Consider the following 20,284-nt stretch of genomic DNA (forward strand, 5'->3'; position numbering starts at 1 on the left):
AAACTGACCAAGGTGATAAAATTGTTTTTTTACGATAAATAGTTTAATTACCTTATGGCTTCATTAGTAAACGTGGCGCAGGTTCCGGCGCTAGATCTAGATATATTAGTTCAATACACTCAGGCCATTGGTGGCCAGGCTTTACTAGGCAGTGTTGATATTTTTGAACTACATTTCCCGCAATATATTGATAGCTTAATTGCTTATCATCAGGCTGGTGATAATAAGTTGCTGGTCGAAGAAGCGCATAAAATGAAAGGTGCAGCTGGTTCGGTTGGTTTACGTCGTTTGTGTCAACTGTCGCAAAAAATCCAAGATAACTCGGCCGCTGATTGGTTAGATAATTACCCTGATTATATCGATAGTATTAAGCAGTATTATGCTGGTGATGTTGCTGAGTTACGCGAATACTTAATCGCGAGTTAACTGGAACTAGTTGAGGTCAATTGCCTTGATAGTCGGATTTGTCATCGTTATTAAGAAAGAACTCACAGATATTATAGAGTGAGGATCAGACATAAAAAAACCCGAGCTTAATCGGGTTTTTTTGTGCTTGGCTTACGGACTATTCAGCCTCTAACTTGCCACAAAAGCGATAACCTTCACCGTGAATAGTGGTAATTATCTCACTGCTGCTTGGGTGTGACTCAAAATGTTTTCTGATCCGGCGAATGGTAACATCGACGGTGCGATCATGAGGTTTTAGTTCGCGGCCGGTCATTTTTAACAATAAATCGTTACGCGTTAAGATCTTGCCAGGGTTTTCTAAAAATTCAACCATGGCTCTAAATTCACTGCGTGGCAATTTGAAGTTCTCTTGCGTTGGGCTAACTAGCGAACGCGAATTTACGTCAAGCACCCAGTCATTAAAGCGGTAACGTTCGACCATTGAAGGCTGCTTTTCTTCAACCGGGTTACGAGTGCGACCTAATAAGTTACGGGCACGAATCGTAAGTTCGCGCGGATTAAAAGGCTTGGTGATGTAGTCGTCAGCGCCGATTTCAAGACCTAAAATTTTGTCTACTTCGTTATCGCGTCCGGTCAGGAAAATAAGTGCGATATTATCTTTTTCTCTTAACTCTCTGGCGAGCAATAAACCATTTTTACCCGGTAGGTTTATGTCCATTATAATCAATGAAATCGGTGCTTGATTAAGCAGTCGGTTCATTTCATCGCCGTCGTTTGCTTCATGTACAATGTACCCCTCAGCTTCGAAGATATTTCTTAATGTGTTTCTAGTAACTAACTCATCTTCAACGATTAGAATGTGAGGGCTTTGCATTTTGGGCACCTAAATATTTAGCAGTAATAGAGCAAACAATAACAGCAAAGTTGTTGTAATTGCTTATCTTATGTAAGAATAACGATTGTAATAGCTATAGTAGTCTAAATGTTTGATTATAGCCAGCTATAGCTTAACTTAGGGGTGGTTTTTGCGTGAAACTTCACACTAAATATTAGTAAGTAAAGTGTCTAATTGTCCGCTGAGATTGCTAATTCATCTTGGATATATATTGGTTCTAATGCATTCTTAGTCGTCACGGTGGCGTTAAACTAATGATTAATTAATTTGTGAGGGTCAATCGATGATTAAAGCTAATAATGTATCGTTATTGCTAGACGCGCGATTACGGCTAGCGTGATGGGTAGAAACCAGAGCCATCATCTTTGGTATTTGTATCAAGGCACCTATTTCAAAGGTGTTAATCGCGAGCTGCTCGGTGATAGCTTTGTCATTATAACGGCTAACAATCCTCATGGCGCGTTGTTAGAGAGCCAGAGCAATATCGAGTTAAACCTGTTGCTGCAAGCCAAACTAAAGCAGCTGGGGTTGTCATATCTACGGGTTTTAGCGGGTAATTTTGATTTTAGTCATGCTGAAGAAAGCTTGGTGGTGAATTGTTCACTAAAGCAAGGCGTTAGCTTAGCGACGATGTTTAACCAAAATGCCATTTTTAGCATTGAGCGTGATGAACTCAGCTTAGTACCTTGTCTGCTCAGCGGGGTTGAGCAGACAGTGGTGGGTTCTTTTATCGAGCGTTTACGTTAAGTTCTTGCTGATATGATTTTAAATTTAGTGTTAGTTGCGATGAGCTCTTGCTTGGCAAAATGACGATCAATAATCGGCTCATACTTCAAGAAGTTATTTGCCACGATTCGCAGTTGGCCACCATCCATTAATTGGCTTGGCGCCTGGCTCATAAACTGTTCAGGCACTTTATAATCTGTCTTGATCCCGGTATGAAACGGCGGATTAGACACGATAGTGGCGAATTTACCGTGAGTATCCGAAAAGCCGTCAGAAGGATAAACTTTAGCGCTAATGCCATTGGCGGCTAACGTTAAGGTGGCCGACTCAATGGCTAAGGCATCAATATCAACCAGTTCAAGCGGAATACCTGGGCGTTTTAAGCCGATGTAACTGCCTATTACGCCACAGCCACAACCAAAGTCGAGCGTTCGTTTCATTTTAAGATGACCAAGATTTTCAAGTAATAACTTAGTGCCAAGGTCTAGTTCACCATGGCTAAATACGCCCGGTAACGAATGAATATTGATGGTGATACCATCTAATTCTATTTGGTATTGCTTGAGCCAATCTTGTTTAACAAAGCTTGCGACTTGGGTGTTAAACTCGGCTCGGATCAAAGAACAATGGCGTGCTGAATCTATTTTTGTAGCGCCGCTTACATAGTCAGTTAGCAGTTTTGCACTAGACTTAATGCCGCCTTTATTATCACCGACTAAATAAATTTCGGCCCCTTGTTCTAGGTGAGGTAATAAATTGGCCAGTAAATATAGCGCACGCTGCTTGGCTTTTGGCCAGTAAAGGATCAGTTGTTGCCACGGTTGGTGATCTTTGTTGTCGTAATAAGCGCCAAATTGCAGCTCAACATTGTCACGGTTTAATGTGCGTTCAACCGTAATGTGATTATGATAGTCATGACCATAAGCCATTATTTGGCTGGCGCCGGACTGAGCCAGGGTGTCGATAAAACTATCATCGTTAAAACCTGCGACTAATACGCGTTTGTTTTTAAATAGTTCTATATTTCGTTCTAGCACTTGACTAGGGTTTGATAATTTTGACATGGGTATCTAAATCGGATGATAGCTAATGGCAGGCATTATAACTGATTAAGCGAATAAAAGGGCTGGCAAATGGAGTTTTATCATCAATAGCTGCGCTGGTGCACAGCAAGCAAGATGTTAGCAGTGAAACGAAATATAACTGAGGCTGTGCTGCTTAATACACACTTTGCAGTAACGTGAGCAGTTCTGGTTGTGTTAGGCGATATTGGCTGACGAGCTGGCGAATAAGTTTAAAATCATCAGCGGTATTACCTTGTTCAAACAAGGTAATTAGCTTGCTTTTATCACTTTTACATAAGCAAAATTGGGTGTTGACACCGTTGTTATTAAAGCTGCTGTAAATTAAGTTAGTGCAAGGGTCTTGTCGCTCGGGTAATTGCAAACATTGCTGAGCCGGTGAGTGAGATTGTGCGATGCTGCTAACGCTAAAACCGAGCATAAGCAGGGTGGTTATGGTATAGCCTAACTTCATTATGTTATTCATTCGCTAGCCTGCGCAGAGTGATGATATATATAGATTGTAGCTAATTACGATAACAATGCCATTAAATAGTTGGCTTATCTTGTTGCTAGAAAGAGCAATGTAATTGGTATAATAAGTCAGGCCCTAAATATATCACTTAGGGCCGATGTCGCAGATTATTTTCCGCCGCCTAAGCAATTAGGCGATTGTGGCATTTCTTTTGAGCTTGCTTGCCATTGCGCTGGAGTAAGGGTGTGCAATGCCAATGCATGAACAGGACCTGCTAACTCTTCGCTCAGTACCTGATAGACCATTTGATGACGTTTGACCATACGAGCTTCGTCAAAGGCTGATGTCACAATAGTGACCTTAAAATGGGTTTCAGAATTTGGTGGCACTGAGTGCATATGAGATTCGTTTTCAACCAATAAATAGTGCGGTTGCAGTTGCTCGGTTAGTTTTCGCTCGATGGCCGCTTTAACGGGTTGTGCTTGACTCATGATTGTTCCTTTTTGTGGCCAAGGCGAACTTCGATAGCATCCATTAACGCGCCAGTAATGTCGATATCAAAAGCGGCTTCTATTTCTTTGATGCAAGTTGGGCTTGTGACGTTAATTTCGGTGACTTTGTCGCCAATAACATCAAGACCAACGAAGATTAACCCTTTTTCTTTGAGTTTAGGCCCGATGGTATTGGCAATCTCCCAATCGGTTTCTGTTAACGCCCTTGCTTCTCCACGACCTCCTGCGGCTAGATTACCGCGGGTTTCGCCTTTAGCAGGGATCCGTGCCAAGCAATACGGCATTGGCTTACCATCAATAATCAGAATGCGTTTGTCACCATTGCTAATATCTGGCACAAAGGCTTGCGCCATCGTATAGACAGTTTCGTGTTGAGTGAGAGTTTCTATAATCACCCCAACATTAGGATCGCCCGCTTTTACTCTAAATATTGATGCGCCACCCATGCCATCAAGCGGCTTTAGGATCATGTCTTGGTGCTGCTGATAGAACTGACGAATTTTATCACTGCGTCGTGTTACTAAGGTGGCTGGGGTTAGGTCAGCGAACCAGGCTGTGTATAGTTTTTCGTTACAGTCGCGCAAGCTTTGCGGTTTATTGACCACCAACAAACCATAATCTTCAGCGCGCTCAAGTAGGTAGGTAGCGTAAATAAACTCAGTATCAAATGGCGGATCTTTGCGCATCAATAGAACGTCCAAATCACTTAACCGGATTTCTTGTTCATTACTTAGTTGGTACCAATCTTGTGGGTCTTGTTTAACACTCAGGTTACGCACTCGAGCATAGGTATGACCGCCTTCAAGATATAGGTCATTCATCTCTAAATAATAAAGTTCGTAACCGCGAGCTTGGGCTGCCATTAACATTGCAAAACTACTGTCTTTTTTGATATTGATGTCTGCAATGGGATCCATCAATATGCCGAGTTTAATTGTCATAACTTTTCCTATCTAATAATCGTGTAGTTAACCCAAATCACCAAAGCGGGTTTGCAGGGCACTAATAATGGTGAGACCTGCAGTTTCTGTGCGTAAAACGCGCGGGCCGATCAATACCTCGTCAAACCCCTGGCTCGCGGCCAGTTCAATTTCTGGATCTGACAAACCGCCTTCAGGCCCTATTAACAATCGAATACCATGGCTTGGTTCGGGCAGCGTATTAATGGAGTACTTGGCTCTTGGGTGTAAATTTAGTTTTAGTTCATTGCTTGGCTGCGCTAGCCATTGATCTAATGGCAAAGGCGGATTAATGGTCGCAATCGTGTTACGGCCACATTGTTCGCAAGCTGAAATAATTATTTTTTGCCACTGATTTAGTTTTTTTTGCAATCGCTCGCCGGTTAATTTGACCCCACAACGCTCACTAAATAACGGCGTTATTTCGGTCACACCTAATTCAACGGCTTTTTGAATCGTCATTTCCATTTTATCGCCACGAGATATTCCTTGGCCTAAATGAATGGCCAGTGGTGATTCAAGATCAATATCTGAAAATGAGTTCACTTGGGCTTTGACATTTTTCTTGCTTGATTCTGTTAGGCAGGCGCGATATTCACCACCTTGGCCATTAAACAAAATAATTTCAGCACCAGTGCTCAGGCGTAAAACTCGCCCGACATGATTAGCGGCATCTGCTTCAAGTGCTATTTCGATATTAACGCTCAAGTCTTGTGAGTAATATATTCGTGGAATTCTCATGGTGAATCTTTGACGATGATGTAATAAAGGCATTATAACCAAAATACGCAACTGACCAATAAATATTGAAGATTTGGCCACGATATCTTCAATTTTTAGTCGATGAAACAGTTTTATTGCGCATTAGGTTCTATTATTAATAACAAGCATAAAAAAATATGACAGGGAAGCTATGAGCAATTCACTATATACCAAATTCGTCAGTGGTTATTTATTTCCATTACATGAGCAATTAAAGTCGCATCGCAGTGTCGCCATTCGAAAATCATTAGAGCAATCGCAGTGGTTAACCACAGAAGAAATATTAACGGAGCAAAGCCGTCGGTTGCATCGTTTCATTAATGAGGTTTATCACAATGTACCTTATTATCGGACGATGTTAGATTCACTCAATCTAAAACCGCAAGATATTCAAACGGTTGCTGACTTAGCAAAACTTCCCTTTATTACCAAGCCACTGATTAGTGAAAACTTTGAGCAAATAGTCTCGACTAAAGCCGGGAAAATGATCAAAGGCTGTACCGCTGGATCATCAGGCACGCCGTTATCGTTTTTACTGGGTATGGATCGGGTAAGTCATGATGTTGCACAAAAGTGGCGAGCGACTAGGTGGTGGGGGGTTGATATCGGTGATAAAGAGCAAGTTGTCTGGGGGTCGCCGATTGAACTCGGCGCGCAAGATCGGATTCGTCAAATTCGCGATCTTATGTTTCGAACCCAACTGTTGCCTGCTTTTGATTTGACGCCAGAGAAAATACAGCAATTTTTAGAACGCATTCAATCTTATCGGCCTAAAATGCTGTTTGGTTATCCATCAGTTTATGAAGTGTTAGCAAAGTATGCGGTCACCCACGGTGTGGTTTTAGACAATTTAGGGATAAAGGCCGTTTTCGTTACTTCTGAGTTGTTGTATCCTCAACAACGGCAATTAATTGAGCAAGTCTTCGGTTGTCCGGTTGCTAATGGATATGGCGGTCGTGACTCGGGATTTATTGCTCACCAGTGCCCTGAGGGCGGCATGCACATTTCGGCGGAAGATATTGTGGTAGAAATTGTCGATCCTGATGGTAATACAGTGGCAAATGGTAACAGCGGCCAAGTCGTAGTCACTCATCTAGGCGCCGGTGACTTCCCATTAATTCGTTATCGTACGGGCGATGTCGCAAAGATATCATGCTCATCTTGTCCATGTGGTCGTGGCTTGCCAATGCTTGAAGATATTCATGGCCGAACGACAGACTTTGTAGTGGCGCTCGACGGTCGGTTAATGCACGGGGCCGCGTTAACTTATGCAATGAGAGAGTTAGCAGATATTGTTAATTATAAAATAATTCAGCATTCTAAAGAATTAACTCAGGTATTACTGGTGACTAAATCAGGTGAGTTGTCGCTTGCTATTGTTGATGAAATTAGAACTCAATTCCAGCAAAGGTTAGGCCAGGATGTCGCGATTGAAATTGAACTAAGAGATGAAATTCCGGCTGAGAAATCAGGGAAATATCGTTTTTTAGTCAGCCATGCCGTCACTGATAGCGTGATTTAATCATCGCTATCAGCGAGTTTGTTCAGCTAGTGTTTCGGCGTTAATTCGCGGCTGGACTTAGTTCGTTAATTTGATATTTTTCGACCAAAGAATAAAGCGTTGGTCTGGTTATGCCAAGCTGTTCCGCTGTTTTTGACATATTTTGATTGCATAGGCCATAGGCCGCAATAATCGCCTTACTTTCAGCCTTTGCTCTAACTTCTCTAAGAGTAGCGACCTGCAGTGGCTGATTAGATAGTTCAAGCCCAAGTTCGTCGGCGTCAATGATTGGGTTATCTGCCATAATTACGGCTGATTTAATTTTGTTTTGCAACTCTCGAATATTACCAGGCCACGAATGAGACATTAACGCTTGAATCGCATTTGCGGTAAACCCTTTGGTGCGATAATTGAGTTCTTTGCTATAAAGTGTAAGAAAGGCTTTAGCTAACAAAATGATGTCACTATCACGTTTTCTCAACGGAGGGATCTCGATGCATATTTCGTTGATCCTGTAATACAAATCTTCTCTAAAAGATTCTTGCTCGATCATGGCGGTCAAATTGCGATGAGTCGCGCAAATAACCCTCACATCGATGGTTATTTCTGTGCGTCCACCGACTCGTTCAATGCTTCTCTCTTGTAAAAAACGCAGCATTTTGGCTTGGAGATTAAGCGGCATATCGCCTATTTCATCTAAAAATAGGGTACCGCCCTCTGCACATTCAATTTTACCTTTGGTCAGTTTGTTGGCACCAGTAAACGCGCCTTTTTCATAACCAAACAATTCACTTTCTAACAGGTTTTCAGGAATTGAGGCGCAATTTATTGCAATAAAAGGTTTGTTTTGGCGATCACTTAAATGATGAATTGATTTAGCTAATACTTCTTTGCCTGTACCGCTTTCACCAAGTAGCAGGGTCGATATATTATTCTTGGCTATGCGTTCAACCATTCTGATGACTCTTTGCATCGGTTCGCTCGTACCAATCAGTGTTGAGTCAGTCGATTGGAATAAGTTTAAGCGGCGGTTATCTAGCTCTAGCTGATGAATATTAAAGGCGCGGTCGATGACGTGGCCTAGAATTTCTGGTTCGACTGGTTTTTGAAAAAAATCACTGGCACCTAAAGCGATTGCTGTTACCGCATGACTTCTATCGTCGTTGCCTGTGATAACGATCACTTTGGTATGAGGACAAAAATTCAATATGGCAGTTAACGTCGCCAAACCTTCGCTGGCATTAGTAGGATCGGGTGGCAAGCCCAAATCTAGCGTGATTACACTAGGTTGGTGTAGTTTTACCTGTGCTAATGCGGCCTCGCGATTCTCGGCCGTGATGACGTCATAATCAGTAAAGCTCCATTTTAATTGTTTTAAAATGCCTGGGTCGTCATCAATCAGGAGTAATTTTTTTTTCGATGCTTTTTGCATTTGCATGATTTCATCCATAGTTCGAGACCATTGGAATGGTCAGGATAATACTTGTCCCTTGATTTATTCTACTATTAACAACAATTTCGCCGTCGATACTTTCAATAAAATGCTTTGCTTCATAGGCACCAATGCCCATACCAGCATTGCCTTTAGTCGTATCAAAAGGCTTAAATAGTCGCGTTCTAATAAATTCATCACTCATACCGCAACCAGTATCAATAACGGAAACTGAGCAGTTAGAATCATACTGTTTTAAGTGTAATTCAACTTTGTCATTTTTTCCTGTCGCTTCTAAAGAATTTTGAATTAAGTGGCAAAGAACATTCGACAGCTTATCACTGTCAATCAACAACTTTATGTCTGGAATAATAGTTAAATGGCTAATTTTTAGTGAATAACTCTGACTTATTTCAATCAATAGTTGGGTGATGTTAACTGAGCTGTCTGAGTGATTATTAACATTTTTCTTTCGCAGTTGGTTAAGCATTTTATTGATTTTGTTGACCGAATTGGCAACAGTATCAAAGGTATCAGCGATAAATTCAGGGTTGTCTTTATGCTTGATTGAGTTCGACGATATGAGAGATAACTGACCAACAACATTTTTCAAATCATGGACTAAGAAAGCCGACATTTGGTTAAATGTGTCGAACTGTTTTGTTTCAGAGATTTTAATGCTTGCTTCGTTTAGCGCGAGATAACCGGCCAGTTGCTGACTGGCGGTCATTAGTAAATCCCGATCTTCATAATTTAACAATTCTTTATGGCTTGGTCGAGCTAAGATAAAGTAACCATAGATTATGTGATTAGAATAGATCGGTACAATAATTTTTAGTGGTCGGCCAATGAGTTGGTCCAGACCGTGTAAATGGCTAGGATAAACGTCAGGGAAACGTTCATATTCATCAAGGTCAATAATCCATTTCGAATTTTGGTGTTGATATTTTGTGATAAATTCGAGCCACGGGCTAAGGTCTTGCTGATAATTAATGTTCGCCAGCGCCTGTTGAGAATTTTTTGCCTTGATCAAAATACCTTGCTCAATATCAAATAACTGAATGATTGCAAAAAGAGCCGTGTGATAAAAATTATCGCTTGGCGGTTTAGCTAGGCATTTGTTTAACGTTATCCATTGTTGGCGGTAATCGTAGCGGTTAGCAAAAAAATGTTTACTAATAAATACTTTTATTTTCCGCCTGAGCCGTTCATTAATAAAAAGGGCGACAAAGATGGTTAGCGCTAAACAGATAAAGGTTAACTGGGCATAAATACTCCATTGGCCACCGACTAAGTTAAGGTAATAACCTGTTGCGGCCATTAATGTCAGATAAAGCGAAATTCCAAGCAAAATAGTTGAATGAAATACCACTTCTCTTGAAATAAAAATACGAACACCTAATGACTTAAATCGCTTAATCCCAACCAACAATACAGGGGCAAGCAACAGGTGTAGCGTCGCCCTAAGATAAAACAGATTAAAATCGATGCCACGCAGTAAAACTGCTGTTGAATATAAAATCATATCGATAAGGGCGATGGCGGCAATAAACACGGCAATTGGCTTAAAGCCCCAGCGGAAACTAGAGCTGCCCTGACGGTAAAGAAACTCGACCATTATTAACAGCGCGATAGCTTGGATTAGTTGGGCAAAGAACAGCCATACCGTATCGTTATTGAGCTTTAAAATGAACGCAATGTCCACTACTGCGGCGGTGAACGGGACTATATAATACCAAGACAATCGATGATTAAATTTGAAAAGTTCAAATATGTTGTCACTTTTAGTGAGCAAACTCAGGCATAGCAAGCCCCAAAAAGTATTTTTAACTAGCTCTGACAAAAAAGTAAAATAGGTCGGTACATTATATTTTATGCTGATAAAGACATGAAAGCTCCAAAAAACACTTGCCGCGATTGCGCCAAATAATATTTTAGAATTTAACGTTTTAAGCCCGGTGGTAATCAGTAAAAATAATAAAAATGAAAAAAACACCCCGGCAATAAAGTAAGTGTATACCCCAACCGCGTCCATGTGACTTCCTCGTTAGGTGGGGCTATTGCTTGCTTAATAGCAGCTCTAATTTCTGATTTAATTGCAGCATCTGCTCGGTAGCTTGCGTTAATTTTTGCTCTAATGTATTGCTATAATCGGTGTTAGTTTTCTGCAGAGCCGGTTGAACAATAGTAGCCGCGCCTTGTGGTGGTAACTCTTTGGATTGAGCCATGGTCAGTTCGCCAGACATCTCGGCGATAACACAATCAACAGCTTCAATATTAAAATAGTCTAACTCTTCAATGAAACCAAATAACATTAATCTATCCATAAATAAATTAATCATGCGTGGTATCCCCTGAGTTTTTGCATGAATAATCGAAAACGCACTGTACGAGATTAATGACTCGCCTTGCCAACCGGCTTGGATTAATCGATGTTGAATATAGTTCCTAGTTTCCTCAAGGGTTAAGGCTTGCAAATGACACGAAGCAATAATCCGTTGCCGAAACTGTTCCATACCGGGCGATTGAATGATCATTCTTAATTCATCTTGGCCTAGTAAAAAGCTTTGAAATAACGGGTGCTTGCCTACTTGAAAATTTGACAGCATTCTAAGTTCTTCAACCGATTCTGCGGGCAAGTTTTGTGCTTCATCAACCAATAAAACAGCGCGTTTACCTTGTTGATGCAAGGAAAGTAAAAACTGTTCTAAATCATGTAACAGTGATGTTTTATTTTTGGCGTCTGAGCTTATGCCAAAGGATAATACGATCATCTCGAGCAACTCAGTCGGGTTTAAAATGGTTGTGACTAACTGAGCGGCCACTATATTGTCTCGGTCCACTTGTTCTAGCAGTGAGCGAGCTATCGTTGTTTTTCCTGTGCCAATAGCGCCGGTTATTACAATAAAACCTTCACGTTGCGATAAGCCATACTTGAGATAACTAATGGCTTTTTTATGATGATCACTCGAATAAAAAAATGCAGGGTCAGGGCTAAGCTGGAAGGGTTTGTGTTTTAATCCATAAAACGCTTCATACATAGTATTAAAATTCCTGAGTAAAAGAGATTAAAAATCGATTTTCATCATAGGATTGCAGTGTTCCTGTTGCTTGCCTTTGATAGCGAGAAATCGAAACCAGCCCTATGGCATCTTTGGCTAGTTTTCGTGAGTAGTTAATCGCTAACGTTTTATCGATAGCTTTAGCTTGAGAAGCTTGGTTCTTATCTGTGGTGCTATCTAGATAAGATAACGTTAGGCTAATGTTCGAGCGCTTGTTCAAACGATACCCGGCATTTATCACGATTGAGTTATCATGGCTTTCGCCTTGAGCGTCTAAGTCATATCTAATACTGCGAACAAAAGTGGTCACCAAATTGACTCGCCGCTTAGTATAAGTAAATGTACTGGTTAAACGCTTGTCTAGAGTGGTGCGTTGGCTCTCTTGGGCGCCAACAATATCGATCTCAAAGAGCTGTTGATCCGGCCCTAGGATCGGGCTTAATGAGGATGAGAAATAGCAGTCGTTAATATTGAAATCGCTTTGGGCGGGACAGATTAAGTTTCCTATCGAGTTCGACTGGAATTGTGAGATATTGTAACTATGTATTTCTTCGTGGTAACTGATTACCGCGGAAAACCGTTTGAGGCGGTAACTAAATTGCACATCATAGTAGTCACCGTAAAAACGTTTGCCAGTCGTTAGGTATAATTGGGTTCTTTTACTTGGTTTTATCGTCAATTCGATACTAGAAAAGTCACTATTGATGTCATCTAAACTTTTGTTATAAGAAAGTTTTATGTCAATGTTCTTACTTGGGAACCAGCGCAGTCCTGCCCCATAACTTGATGATTCAATATTGGCGGTTGAGCTACTACCCAGATCGTTGTCTTGCTCTGAATACTGAAGAAAAACCCAATAATCCTCAAGAAAACTCCAGCCCATGCTCGCAGCATATTGGTGAAAAATTTGCCGTTCAAAATTGGTGTCGCCGTCAGAAACTAATTGATTTCTATTGGCCGATACATTCCAATAACTTTTGGTGTGCCCGCTGGTGTTATTTAATGCAATGGAGCTAGAAATAGCTTTTTTATTATTAAATTGGTCCTGACTTTGACCGCTAATTTTATTGGCTTTTAAGTCAATGTTATAGAGTAATATATCGGGAATAGCTGAATTTAAAGATGTACTAATAGTGTAATTGGTCGTCGAACTTTGTGAGGGAGTAACTAAGTTCCCTTGACTATTAATACCATCAGACAGGCTGTTTAAGGTACGTGTTTTATCCGCGGACAAATTAATAAGCCATTGCTCATCTAATAGCTTAAAATTCAATTTACCTGAAAAATAATCAGTTGTATCATTCGAATCACTGTCGGAGTGATAGCTCACATTCGCCAGTTTGTATAATAAACTGGCGTCAAGCTGCTTACCTGTTGTCTTTAGCTGTAAGCTAGGGTTAAGTTCGGTAATAAATGTTGACGTGGTGCCTTGCTGCGTATGGAATAAATTATCTGTGAAAGACTCTGTTATATTGACACTTGGTGTCAGGCTCCACTTCCCTGCAGTAACCGAGCAACTAACTAAAACAACTGGTAATATAACCAATGCCTTTTTATAGCCCATAGTAATTTCCATATCCGTAACTATATCCATTTCCCTGACGTTTGCGTTCGTTGGACTTGTTTAAAATAAATCCAATCGCTAGTTCAGGATCCAGTAACTTGATTGCCTCATTAATACTGGCAGTTTTTGTTCTAGCTTCTTCCACAACCACTACCGCTTGGCCGCTCAGGCTCGCTAAGACTTGAGTTTCACTAACCCCTAACAGTGGTGGCGAATCAAGAATGATAATGCGATCTGGGTAGCGAGAAGCTAACTCATTAGCCAGCACTTCCATTCTATCACTGCTTAATAACTCGTGAGTCAGGTGATGACGACTACCAGCCGGTAACAATTTTAGCTTATCAATATTAGTACTATATATGACCTCTCCGATATCATCTATGTTTCCGAGTAAAAAATCTAGTAAACCGCTAGTTGATTCATATCGCAGTTCTTTGCCGATACTTGGGTTAACGACATCGGCATCAACTAATAGCACTGTTTTGTCTTGCTCTAGTGCAATACTTAGCGCTAAATTGATCGAGTTAAACGTTTTCCCCTCGTTCGGTACCGTGCTAGTGACTAAAATTATATTAGGTTTTTTTAGCAAGTGTGATGACTTACCGAAAGCATTAAGTAACAGTTTTCGCTTGATAAAGCGATACTCTTCATTGATTCGACTGCGCTCTGACCGGTTAGTGATCATGTTATTCTCGGCCAGCATATTGATATCGATATTAATGAAACGCTCACACTGTTCGGTGGTCACTGTTCTTTCGACTGTTTTAGCGGCTTGGCCGAGATTTTTATTCTGCTTTTGCAGTGCTCTTTCTATAGTGTTCACGATATAACTCCCTGGGTCACATTACGAATTTGAGGTGTTAAGGTGTTTGTAGTTTCGAGTAAGATCAATCCGCCGTACATTAATATTAGGATAACGAGCAGGCATGCAAAGAGGAGACTTTTCAGTTTGTTTTTGCGTGTCAATCCAGCATTACCATTTAATGAGACAGAGCCAAGTACCGGGTAGCCTGATATTTGAGATAACTGAAAAGGGGTTAAAATAACGGCATTGAATTGACTTAAAATGAAGGCAAAACTGATACCAGTGCCTAAGCCGACAAATAACACTAAGGTATTTAGTACGACGCGATTGGGCCCTACAGGTTTTGTTTTTGCCCGCGGAGGATCAATAACTTTAAATTGAATATCATCAACCGATAAATCCGCTTTTTCTGCCAGTAATGCTGACTCACGTCGGCGCAGCATTTCTTCGTATTTTTGTTTAGTAATTTGATAGCCACGATTGAGAGCAGTTAACTTCGCCTCTATTTCAGGGATTAGGTTTATTTTGCTTTTTAAATTGGTCACTTTTTGTTGATAATTTTCGACTCTAACATTAATAGCTGCGATATCATTTTCAAGGTTAATGACATTAAGTTTCATTTCTTGGAATACCGGATTTTGGTTGAGTCCTCCTGAGCCATTAGCACCATTGCTTTGGGCTATTTTTGCCAATTCACGAAGCTCTTTACGGCGGTATCGTTTAAGTTGATAAATGCGCTGTTGCACTTCTTTTACGTCTGGGTGCAGTTGGGTATAACGTAATACTAGCTGATCTAAATTTTGTTCGAGTTGGGATATCCGCGCATCATATTCGCTAGGAAAATTACGATTAATAATTGGATTTAATATGCCAAAAGCTGGACTTTCCCCAATCAGTTGTGATTTTGCTAGCTTCAGTTGGGTTAGTTTTTCCTGTAATAGTAGTTGTGATGTTTCAAAATTATCTTGATATTGTTTGAGAGTCTTATAATAACCATCGCCACTACTGATTATTAAGTGGCCATTAAGTTGTTTAAATTCAGTCAATTGCTGCTCACTGTGGGTTAGTCTTTGCTCATAGTCGTTAATTTGATCGTCAAGGAAATTTCTTGCGGTGACTGTATCTGAACGAGTTTGACCAACCGTATTCTCCATAAAGACTTTAAGTACGGCTTTAACGACATTGGTGGCTTGTTCGGGATTATTACCAGAATATGAAATGGTGTAGAGATTCTCTCGACTGGTCGCTGTAATTTTTATGTTTTTAGCCAAACGATCAACCAACTGCTCAAATTCTTTTTGGTTACTGGCTAAAATATCCATATCGACCATTCGAAGAATTTTTTCGACATTGGGTCTACTTAGCAGCGTTTTTACCATTAAATGTACTTGTTGTTGCTGATTGGCGCTAATCGTGAGGCCTCGTAATAACGGCTTTAGCAAGGATTGAGTATTGACATATACTCTGGCGCTTGCGCTATATTGATCCGGCAATGTTGTGATAGCTATCCATCCGCTGATACAGACTAACCAAGAGAAGACAACTATATATCTCTTTTTTAGCCAGATACCGCGAGCAACAGTCCATATTTGCTCGTATAATTCCTGCATTGATCACACTCTCTCAATCAAATTAATTGGTAAACTACGTAAAATCTTTTCTAAGTACTGATTTAAAACCATGCCTCAGGAATGATAATGATATCGCCAGGCAGCATGTCTGCATTAGCCGTGATATCACCAGACTTTAATAAATCATCTAATGCAATCCGGAACGTTACTTCTTTATCATGAACGACCCGAATTAAGCGGGCGTTGTTACCGTCAGCAAACTCGGTTAAGCCGCCTACTACTACCATGACATCCAATAGGGTCATATTTTTTCGGTAACTGATTGCGCGTGGATTTGATGCTTCGCCGACAATTCTAATTTGCTCACTAAAGGGACCAACAAATTTACTAACGGTTACAGTGACAATGGGGTCTCGGATATATTTACTTAGTGTTTGTTCTATTTCTCTTGCTAGCATGCTGGGCGTTTTACCAGCCACACTAATATCCTCAACTAAAGAGGTCGTAATTTTACCGTCGGGCCTAACTTGAAAGCTGCCTGATACTTCGGGATTGCGCCAAACAAATATTTGTACCGAATCACCTGCACCGATTAAATATTTATAATTATCGACCGAGGTCGTTAATGAAGGCTGAATGGTGGCGTGCTTAAGCTGTTGAAGAGAGGATGTGCATCCTGCAAGTGTCACTAAACTTAAGCCAAAAATAACGCTTAGTGTGTTAATTCCCTTTCTTTTTAAAATCATAAAAATCTCTCCATTTATTTAAACTAATTAAGCCTCCTAGTTGACGCAAAATTAGTCCCTTGTCTGTGTCAAATTATAAAAATTGTGGCAGAGTGAAACTACACTCTCTTAATAGTAGTCCCTAATATATATTTTGTGTTTAAAATTCTGTCACAGCCTAAAATTTATGAAGAACGATTTTTTAGATGCCCATTGTAGTTACATGAGATAGTAGCGGCAGTATAAAAAACAAACAGCAATAACAAAGGTAGCGGACCCTCTGAACTAAGTCCAGTATCTCGGTGTTAGTCGCCGAGCAGGATTTGTTATGGGCGGATGCATATTTATATAAATTTTTTGAACTGGCTTGTTTTATCGTGACTGTCGACTAGATTTAACTGGAACTATCTGTTGTTAGTATTGATGCCAGCAGGGAATGAAATCAAAAGGAATTAGGAGAAGGTGCTTGTCAAACGTTGATCCAGGTTATTTAAATAAAAATGGTAGGGCATTAATGCTTTTTGAAACTGTCCTTATTTTGATCTTGATGCTGATGCTCTCAGAAACATTTGTTTCCACCTTTAAAATGTTAGGTTTTGAGTATCCAATTGATTATAACGTCCAGCAGGCGGTATTTACTTTTGTCATTTCAGCTCTGGTTGTGTCCTTTTCACTTGGCTTGTACCGTAAGAATCTACGAGAAAAGTTTGGCGCTATCCGCCATCGAATATTGGTCAGCTTTTTGGTTGCTATTGTTATTAGTTTTCTATTAACAGAGCCACCAGCTTATAACTGGCAGGCATTTTTACCAGTTACTTTCGCAGCCATAATAACCCTATTGATTGTATGCTATTTACGCTTCCAGTTACTTAACTTAACTGTATCACATACGATTAAAAGGCGTGTTTTGATCCTAGGCTCAGGGTCACGTGCTTTTTCGATTGAGGATCGCACGCGTCGTGAAGTTGACCGTCGTCAGTTTATAATCCATGCCTACCTCAAATATCCTAAAGATAAACCTAACATGATCAAGCGTGATGAAGTGTTAGTACTTGATATGCCATTAGAGCAGTATATACAGCAGCATAATATCGAACAGGTTGTTGTGGCTACCGATGAACGGCGTGATAACTTACCATTTATCGACCTGCAAAAATGTAAAGCCCGCGGTGTGAGTGTCATTGATGTGGTGAGCTTCATTGAAAATGAAACTGGCCAAATTGCTATTGATTTGGTTAATCCTGATTGGATTATATATTCTGAAAAATTTGCGGGCAGTAATAAGTTTAATTTAAGCTGTCAGTGGTTATTTAATTGTGTGATGGCCGTGGCTATATCCGTTCCTGCTATCCCTGCAATATTGTTAGCTGCTATCGCAATTAAGATTGAAGATGGTATTCGCGCCCCGGTTTTTTACTCGCAGACTCGAATTGGCAATGGTGGTAAGTTATTTAATATTCTGAAATTACGTAGCATGACGATTAACGCCGAAGTTAATGGCGCTCAATGGGCTACATTAAATGACTCTCGGGTTACCAGGGTTGGTCAGTTTATTCGTAAGTACCGCTTTGACGAATTGCCACAATTGTACAATATTTTAAAAGGTGAGATGGTATTCGTTGGACCGCGGCCTGAGCGGCCTGAGTTTGTTGAAAAGTTATCAGAATCAATACCATTTTATAATGAACGTCAGCATGTTAAGCCAGGTGTTACTGGTTGGGCACAAATTCAATATCCTTATGGCGCGAGTGATAAAGATTCATTAGAAAAGTTAACTTTTGATTTATATTATATAAAGAATCGCAGTTATTTATTTGATCTTTTTATCATATTACAGACAGCCGAGACGGTTTTATATACTCGTGGTGCTAGGTAAATCTAGCTACACATGGAACAGAGTGGGAGAAACCTTTTGATTAAAAATACAATGGTTAATGCTTTAACTGTCGATGTCGAAGATTACTTTCAGGTCGCGGCGTTTTCTAAGCAGTTTCCATTAAGCAGTTGGGATGCTCAGGAACTACGGGTTGAGCGCAATACCTATCGTTTGCTCGAACTTTTTGAACGTCATCAGGTGAAAGCGACATTCTTTACCCTTGGTTGGGTTGCAAAGAAGTGTCCAAACCTGATCAAAGATATCGTTGATTCGGGTCATGAGCTGGCGTGTCATGGTTTTTGGCACCAAAAAGTTCATGAGCAAACTCCGGCACAGTTTCGCGAAGATTTATCGGCGGCCAAGCAGGTATTAGAAGACATTTCAGGTCAGCCTGTGATTGGCTATCGCGCGCCGAGCTTCTCGATCAATGAAGACAGCTTATGGGCATTTGATATAATTAAAGAACTTGGATTTGTTTACAGCTCCAGTACTTATCCGATTAATCACGATCATTACGGCTCGCCAGACTGGCCGAGGTTTCCATACCAAGCTGTTGATTCTTTAATCGAAATCCCTGTGTCTACGTTAAATTGGCGTGATAAAAACTGGCCAATATCAGGAGGTGGTTATTTTAGGCTTTATCCTTACATGTTCAGCCGTTGGGCTTTGGCTAATTATTTGGCGACAGAACAGCAACCAAGCATTTTTTATATGCACCCATGGGAAATTGATTTGTTGCAGCCTCGCCCGAGTAATATTCCGCTCAAAGCTAGGTTTAGACATTATCTAAATTTGTCTCGGCTTGAGGGCCGGCTTGAACGCTTATTGGTAGATTTTCAATGGTCGACAATGCAAGACGTTTATAAGCAACATTTTATTAGTAATAATTAGGATTGATATGACAGGGAATGTGGATTTGCTCACCGTTGACGGTTATGAGCAATGGGATCAATATATAGATCAACATCAAGCAGGCAGCTTTTATCATTTAACTGGTTGGAAGCGGCTGATTGAATCAGTATATCGTCATCAATGTTATTTCTTAAGATGGTCTGAAAATGGTCAAATAAAAGGGGTACTGCCTTTAGTTGAACAAAAAAGTTTGCTCTTTGGTCACTCTTTAATTTCAACTCCTATTTGTGTACTCGGTGGTGTTGTTGCAGATTCGTCGGATATTGCGCAAGAGTTAGTTTGTTACGCTAAGTTGCTGGCCGATGAGTTAGCTGTTGATTACTTGGAGTTGCGCGGTGCCGCTGCTAGTGATATTAGTGCGAATATGGTGCAACCCGAACAGCAGGGGCATGTCATGATTGGTTGCATGCTTGGGCATAGCCCTGAAGCTATTTTGGCAGGAATAAAAAAGAAGCAACGTGCCGTGATACGCCAATCACTCAATAATGGCTTAACCACCAAAATCGAATCTGACGTTAATAATCTTTATCATATCTACTCGACTAGCGTTCGAAATTTAGGCACCCCAGTTTTCCCTAAAAAAGCATTTGTTGAGTTAAAAAAAATATTTGGTTCACGGTGTGAAATATTAACGGTATTTGAAGGTGAACAAGCGATTTCAAGCGTAATGAGTTTTTATTATAAAGGCCAGGTGCTGCCACATTATGGTGGTGGAGTAGCTAAAGCCCGAGCGTTAAAAAGTAACGACTTTATGTATTATCAATTAATGTGTCACGCTCAAAAGCAAGGTTGTCATTATTTTGATTTTGGACGTAGTAAGCTTGATAGCGGATCTTTTCGCTATAAAAAACATTGGGGCATGGATATTACCCCGATGTGTTATCAGTATTACTTAGTAAAAAGCACAGGGTTACCATCATTATCAGCGAGTAATCCTAAGTACAAAATGCTAATTAAGCTGTGGCAGAAGTTACCACTGGCTGTTAGTCAGCAAATAGGCCCTATGTTGGCCAAACATCTCGGCTAAGGAAAAGGTTT

At 40.5% G+C, this 20,284-nt stretch carries 19 protein-coding genes; 6 read left to right on the forward strand and 13 right to left on the reverse strand.

The features are described 5' to 3' along the window. Positions 1-54 precede the first annotated feature (54 nt). Positions 55-426, forward strand: a complete 372-nt coding sequence (locus HRU23_03355) for an Hpt domain-containing protein (GenBank protein ID NRA53158.1) — start codon at positions 55-57, stop codon at positions 424-426. Between the two features lie 139 nt (positions 427-565). Here HRU23_03355 and arcA read toward each other — a convergent pair whose 3' ends face one another. Further along, on the reverse strand, positions 566-1,282 hold the full coding sequence (gene arcA / locus HRU23_03360; GenBank protein NRA53159.1) for a two-component system response regulator ArcA: 717 nt from the start codon (positions 1,280-1,282) through the stop codon (positions 566-568). Positions 1,283-1,642: 360 nt separating this feature from the next. Here arcA and HRU23_03365 point away from each other — a divergent pair, with 360 nt between their 5' ends. After that, positions 1,643-2,050, forward strand: coding sequence for a DUF3293 domain-containing protein (locus tag HRU23_03365; protein NRA53160.1), 408 nt, complete (start codon positions 1,643-1,645; stop codon positions 2,048-2,050). On the opposite strand, the gene rsmC is transcribed toward HRU23_03365, so the two are convergent. The 5 genes from rsmC to rsmE form a co-directional block, all read right to left on the reverse strand. Continuing rightward, a complete protein-coding gene (gene rsmC / locus HRU23_03370; protein NRA53161.1) occupies positions 2,047-3,093 on the reverse strand; it encodes a 16S rRNA (guanine(1207)-N(2))-methyltransferase RsmC in 1,047 nt (348 codons plus the stop codon). The two genes, HRU23_03365 and rsmC, sit on opposite strands and share 4 nt — an antisense overlap. Before the next feature lie 154 nt (positions 3,094-3,247). Next, positions 3,248-3,577, reverse strand: coding sequence for a hypothetical protein (locus HRU23_03375; GenBank protein ID NRA53162.1), 330 nt, complete (start codon positions 3,575-3,577; stop codon positions 3,248-3,250). Positions 3,578-3,732: 155 nt separating this feature from the next. Continuing rightward, positions 3,733-4,056 carry a BolA family transcriptional regulator gene (locus HRU23_03380; GenBank protein ID NRA53163.1) on the reverse strand — a complete coding sequence of 108 codons (324 nt, stop codon included), beginning with the start codon at positions 4,054-4,056 and terminating at the stop codon, positions 3,733-3,735. After that, positions 4,053-5,018: a glutathione synthase gene (gene gshB / locus HRU23_03385; GenBank protein NRA53164.1), complete on the reverse strand. Its 966-nt coding sequence runs from the start codon at positions 5,016-5,018 to the stop codon at positions 4,053-4,055. The genes HRU23_03380 and gshB overlap by 4 nt, the downstream gene beginning before the upstream one ends. Positions 5,019-5,045: 27 nt before the next feature. After that, positions 5,046-5,777 (reverse strand): 16S rRNA (uracil(1498)-N(3))-methyltransferase, encoded by a 732-nt coding sequence (gene rsmE, locus HRU23_03390; protein ID NRA53165.1) that lies wholly within the window; start codon positions 5,775-5,777, stop codon positions 5,046-5,048. Between the two features lie 172 nt (positions 5,778-5,949). Here rsmE and HRU23_03395 point away from each other — a divergent pair, with 172 nt between their 5' ends. Further along, positions 5,950-7,320: a phenylacetate--CoA ligase family protein gene (locus HRU23_03395; GenBank protein ID NRA53166.1), complete on the forward strand. Its 1,371-nt coding sequence runs from the start codon at positions 5,950-5,952 to the stop codon at positions 7,318-7,320. A gap of 40 nt (positions 7,321-7,360) precedes the next feature. On the opposite strand, the gene prsR is transcribed toward HRU23_03395, so the two are convergent. From prsR to HRU23_03430, 7 genes are all read right to left on the reverse strand, one after another. Beyond that, positions 7,361-8,731, reverse strand: a complete 1,371-nt coding sequence (gene prsR, locus HRU23_03400) for a PEP-CTERM-box response regulator transcription factor (protein NRA53167.1) — start codon at positions 8,729-8,731, stop codon at positions 7,361-7,363. 10 nt (positions 8,732-8,741) lie between these two features. Then, positions 8,742-10,766, reverse strand: coding sequence for a PEP-CTERM system histidine kinase PrsK (gene prsK / locus HRU23_03405; protein NRA53168.1), 2,025 nt, complete (start codon positions 10,764-10,766; stop codon positions 8,742-8,744). A gap of 22 nt (positions 10,767-10,788) precedes the next feature. Then, a complete protein-coding gene (locus HRU23_03410) occupies positions 10,789-11,772 on the reverse strand; it encodes an AAA family ATPase (GenBank protein NRA53169.1) in 984 nt (327 codons plus the stop codon). A 4-nt stretch (positions 11,773-11,776) separates the two neighbouring features. Further along, positions 11,777-13,357, reverse strand: a complete 1,581-nt coding sequence (locus HRU23_03415; GenBank protein ID NRA53170.1) for a TIGR03016 family PEP-CTERM system-associated outer membrane protein — start codon at positions 13,355-13,357, stop codon at positions 11,777-11,779. Further along, entirely contained in the window at positions 13,347-14,180 is an 834-nt protein-coding gene (locus tag HRU23_03420; protein NRA53171.1) for an AAA family ATPase, read from the reverse strand. Before HRU23_03420 ends, HRU23_03415 begins: the two co-directional genes overlap by 11 nt. Beyond that, complete coding sequence (locus tag HRU23_03425; GenBank protein ID NRA53172.1) at positions 14,177-15,772, reverse strand: chain length determinant family protein; 1,596 nt, start codon at positions 15,770-15,772, stop codon at positions 14,177-14,179. The genes HRU23_03420 and HRU23_03425 overlap by 4 nt, the downstream gene beginning before the upstream one ends. Before the next feature lie 62 nt (positions 15,773-15,834). Then, the gene (locus HRU23_03430; protein NRA53173.1) at positions 15,835-16,479 is read right to left on the reverse strand and encodes a polysaccharide biosynthesis/export family protein; all 645 of its coding nucleotides are present in this window, start codon (positions 16,477-16,479) and stop codon (positions 15,835-15,837) included. A 445-nt stretch (positions 16,480-16,924) separates the two neighbouring features. On the opposite strand from HRU23_03430, the gene HRU23_03435 reads away from it, so the two are divergent. From HRU23_03435 to HRU23_03445, 3 genes are read left to right on the forward strand one after another with little or no spacing between them, the layout of a single operon-like run. Then, positions 16,925-18,334 (forward strand): TIGR03013 family PEP-CTERM/XrtA system glycosyltransferase, encoded by a 1,410-nt coding sequence (locus tag HRU23_03435; protein NRA53174.1) that lies wholly within the window; start codon positions 16,925-16,927, stop codon positions 18,332-18,334. A 12-nt stretch (positions 18,335-18,346) separates the two neighbouring features. After that, complete coding sequence (locus tag HRU23_03440) at positions 18,347-19,225, forward strand: DUF3473 domain-containing protein (GenBank protein NRA53175.1); 879 nt, start codon at positions 18,347-18,349, stop codon at positions 19,223-19,225. Positions 19,226-19,232: 7 nt separating this feature from the next. Next, complete coding sequence (locus HRU23_03445; GenBank protein NRA53176.1) at positions 19,233-20,273, forward strand: FemAB family PEP-CTERM system-associated protein; 1,041 nt, start codon at positions 19,233-19,235, stop codon at positions 20,271-20,273. Positions 20,274-20,284 lie beyond the last annotated feature (11 nt).

It is taken from the genome of Gammaproteobacteria bacterium (assembly GCA_013214945.1).
Taxonomy (GTDB): domain Bacteria; phylum Pseudomonadota; class Gammaproteobacteria; order Enterobacterales; family Psychrobiaceae; genus Psychrobium.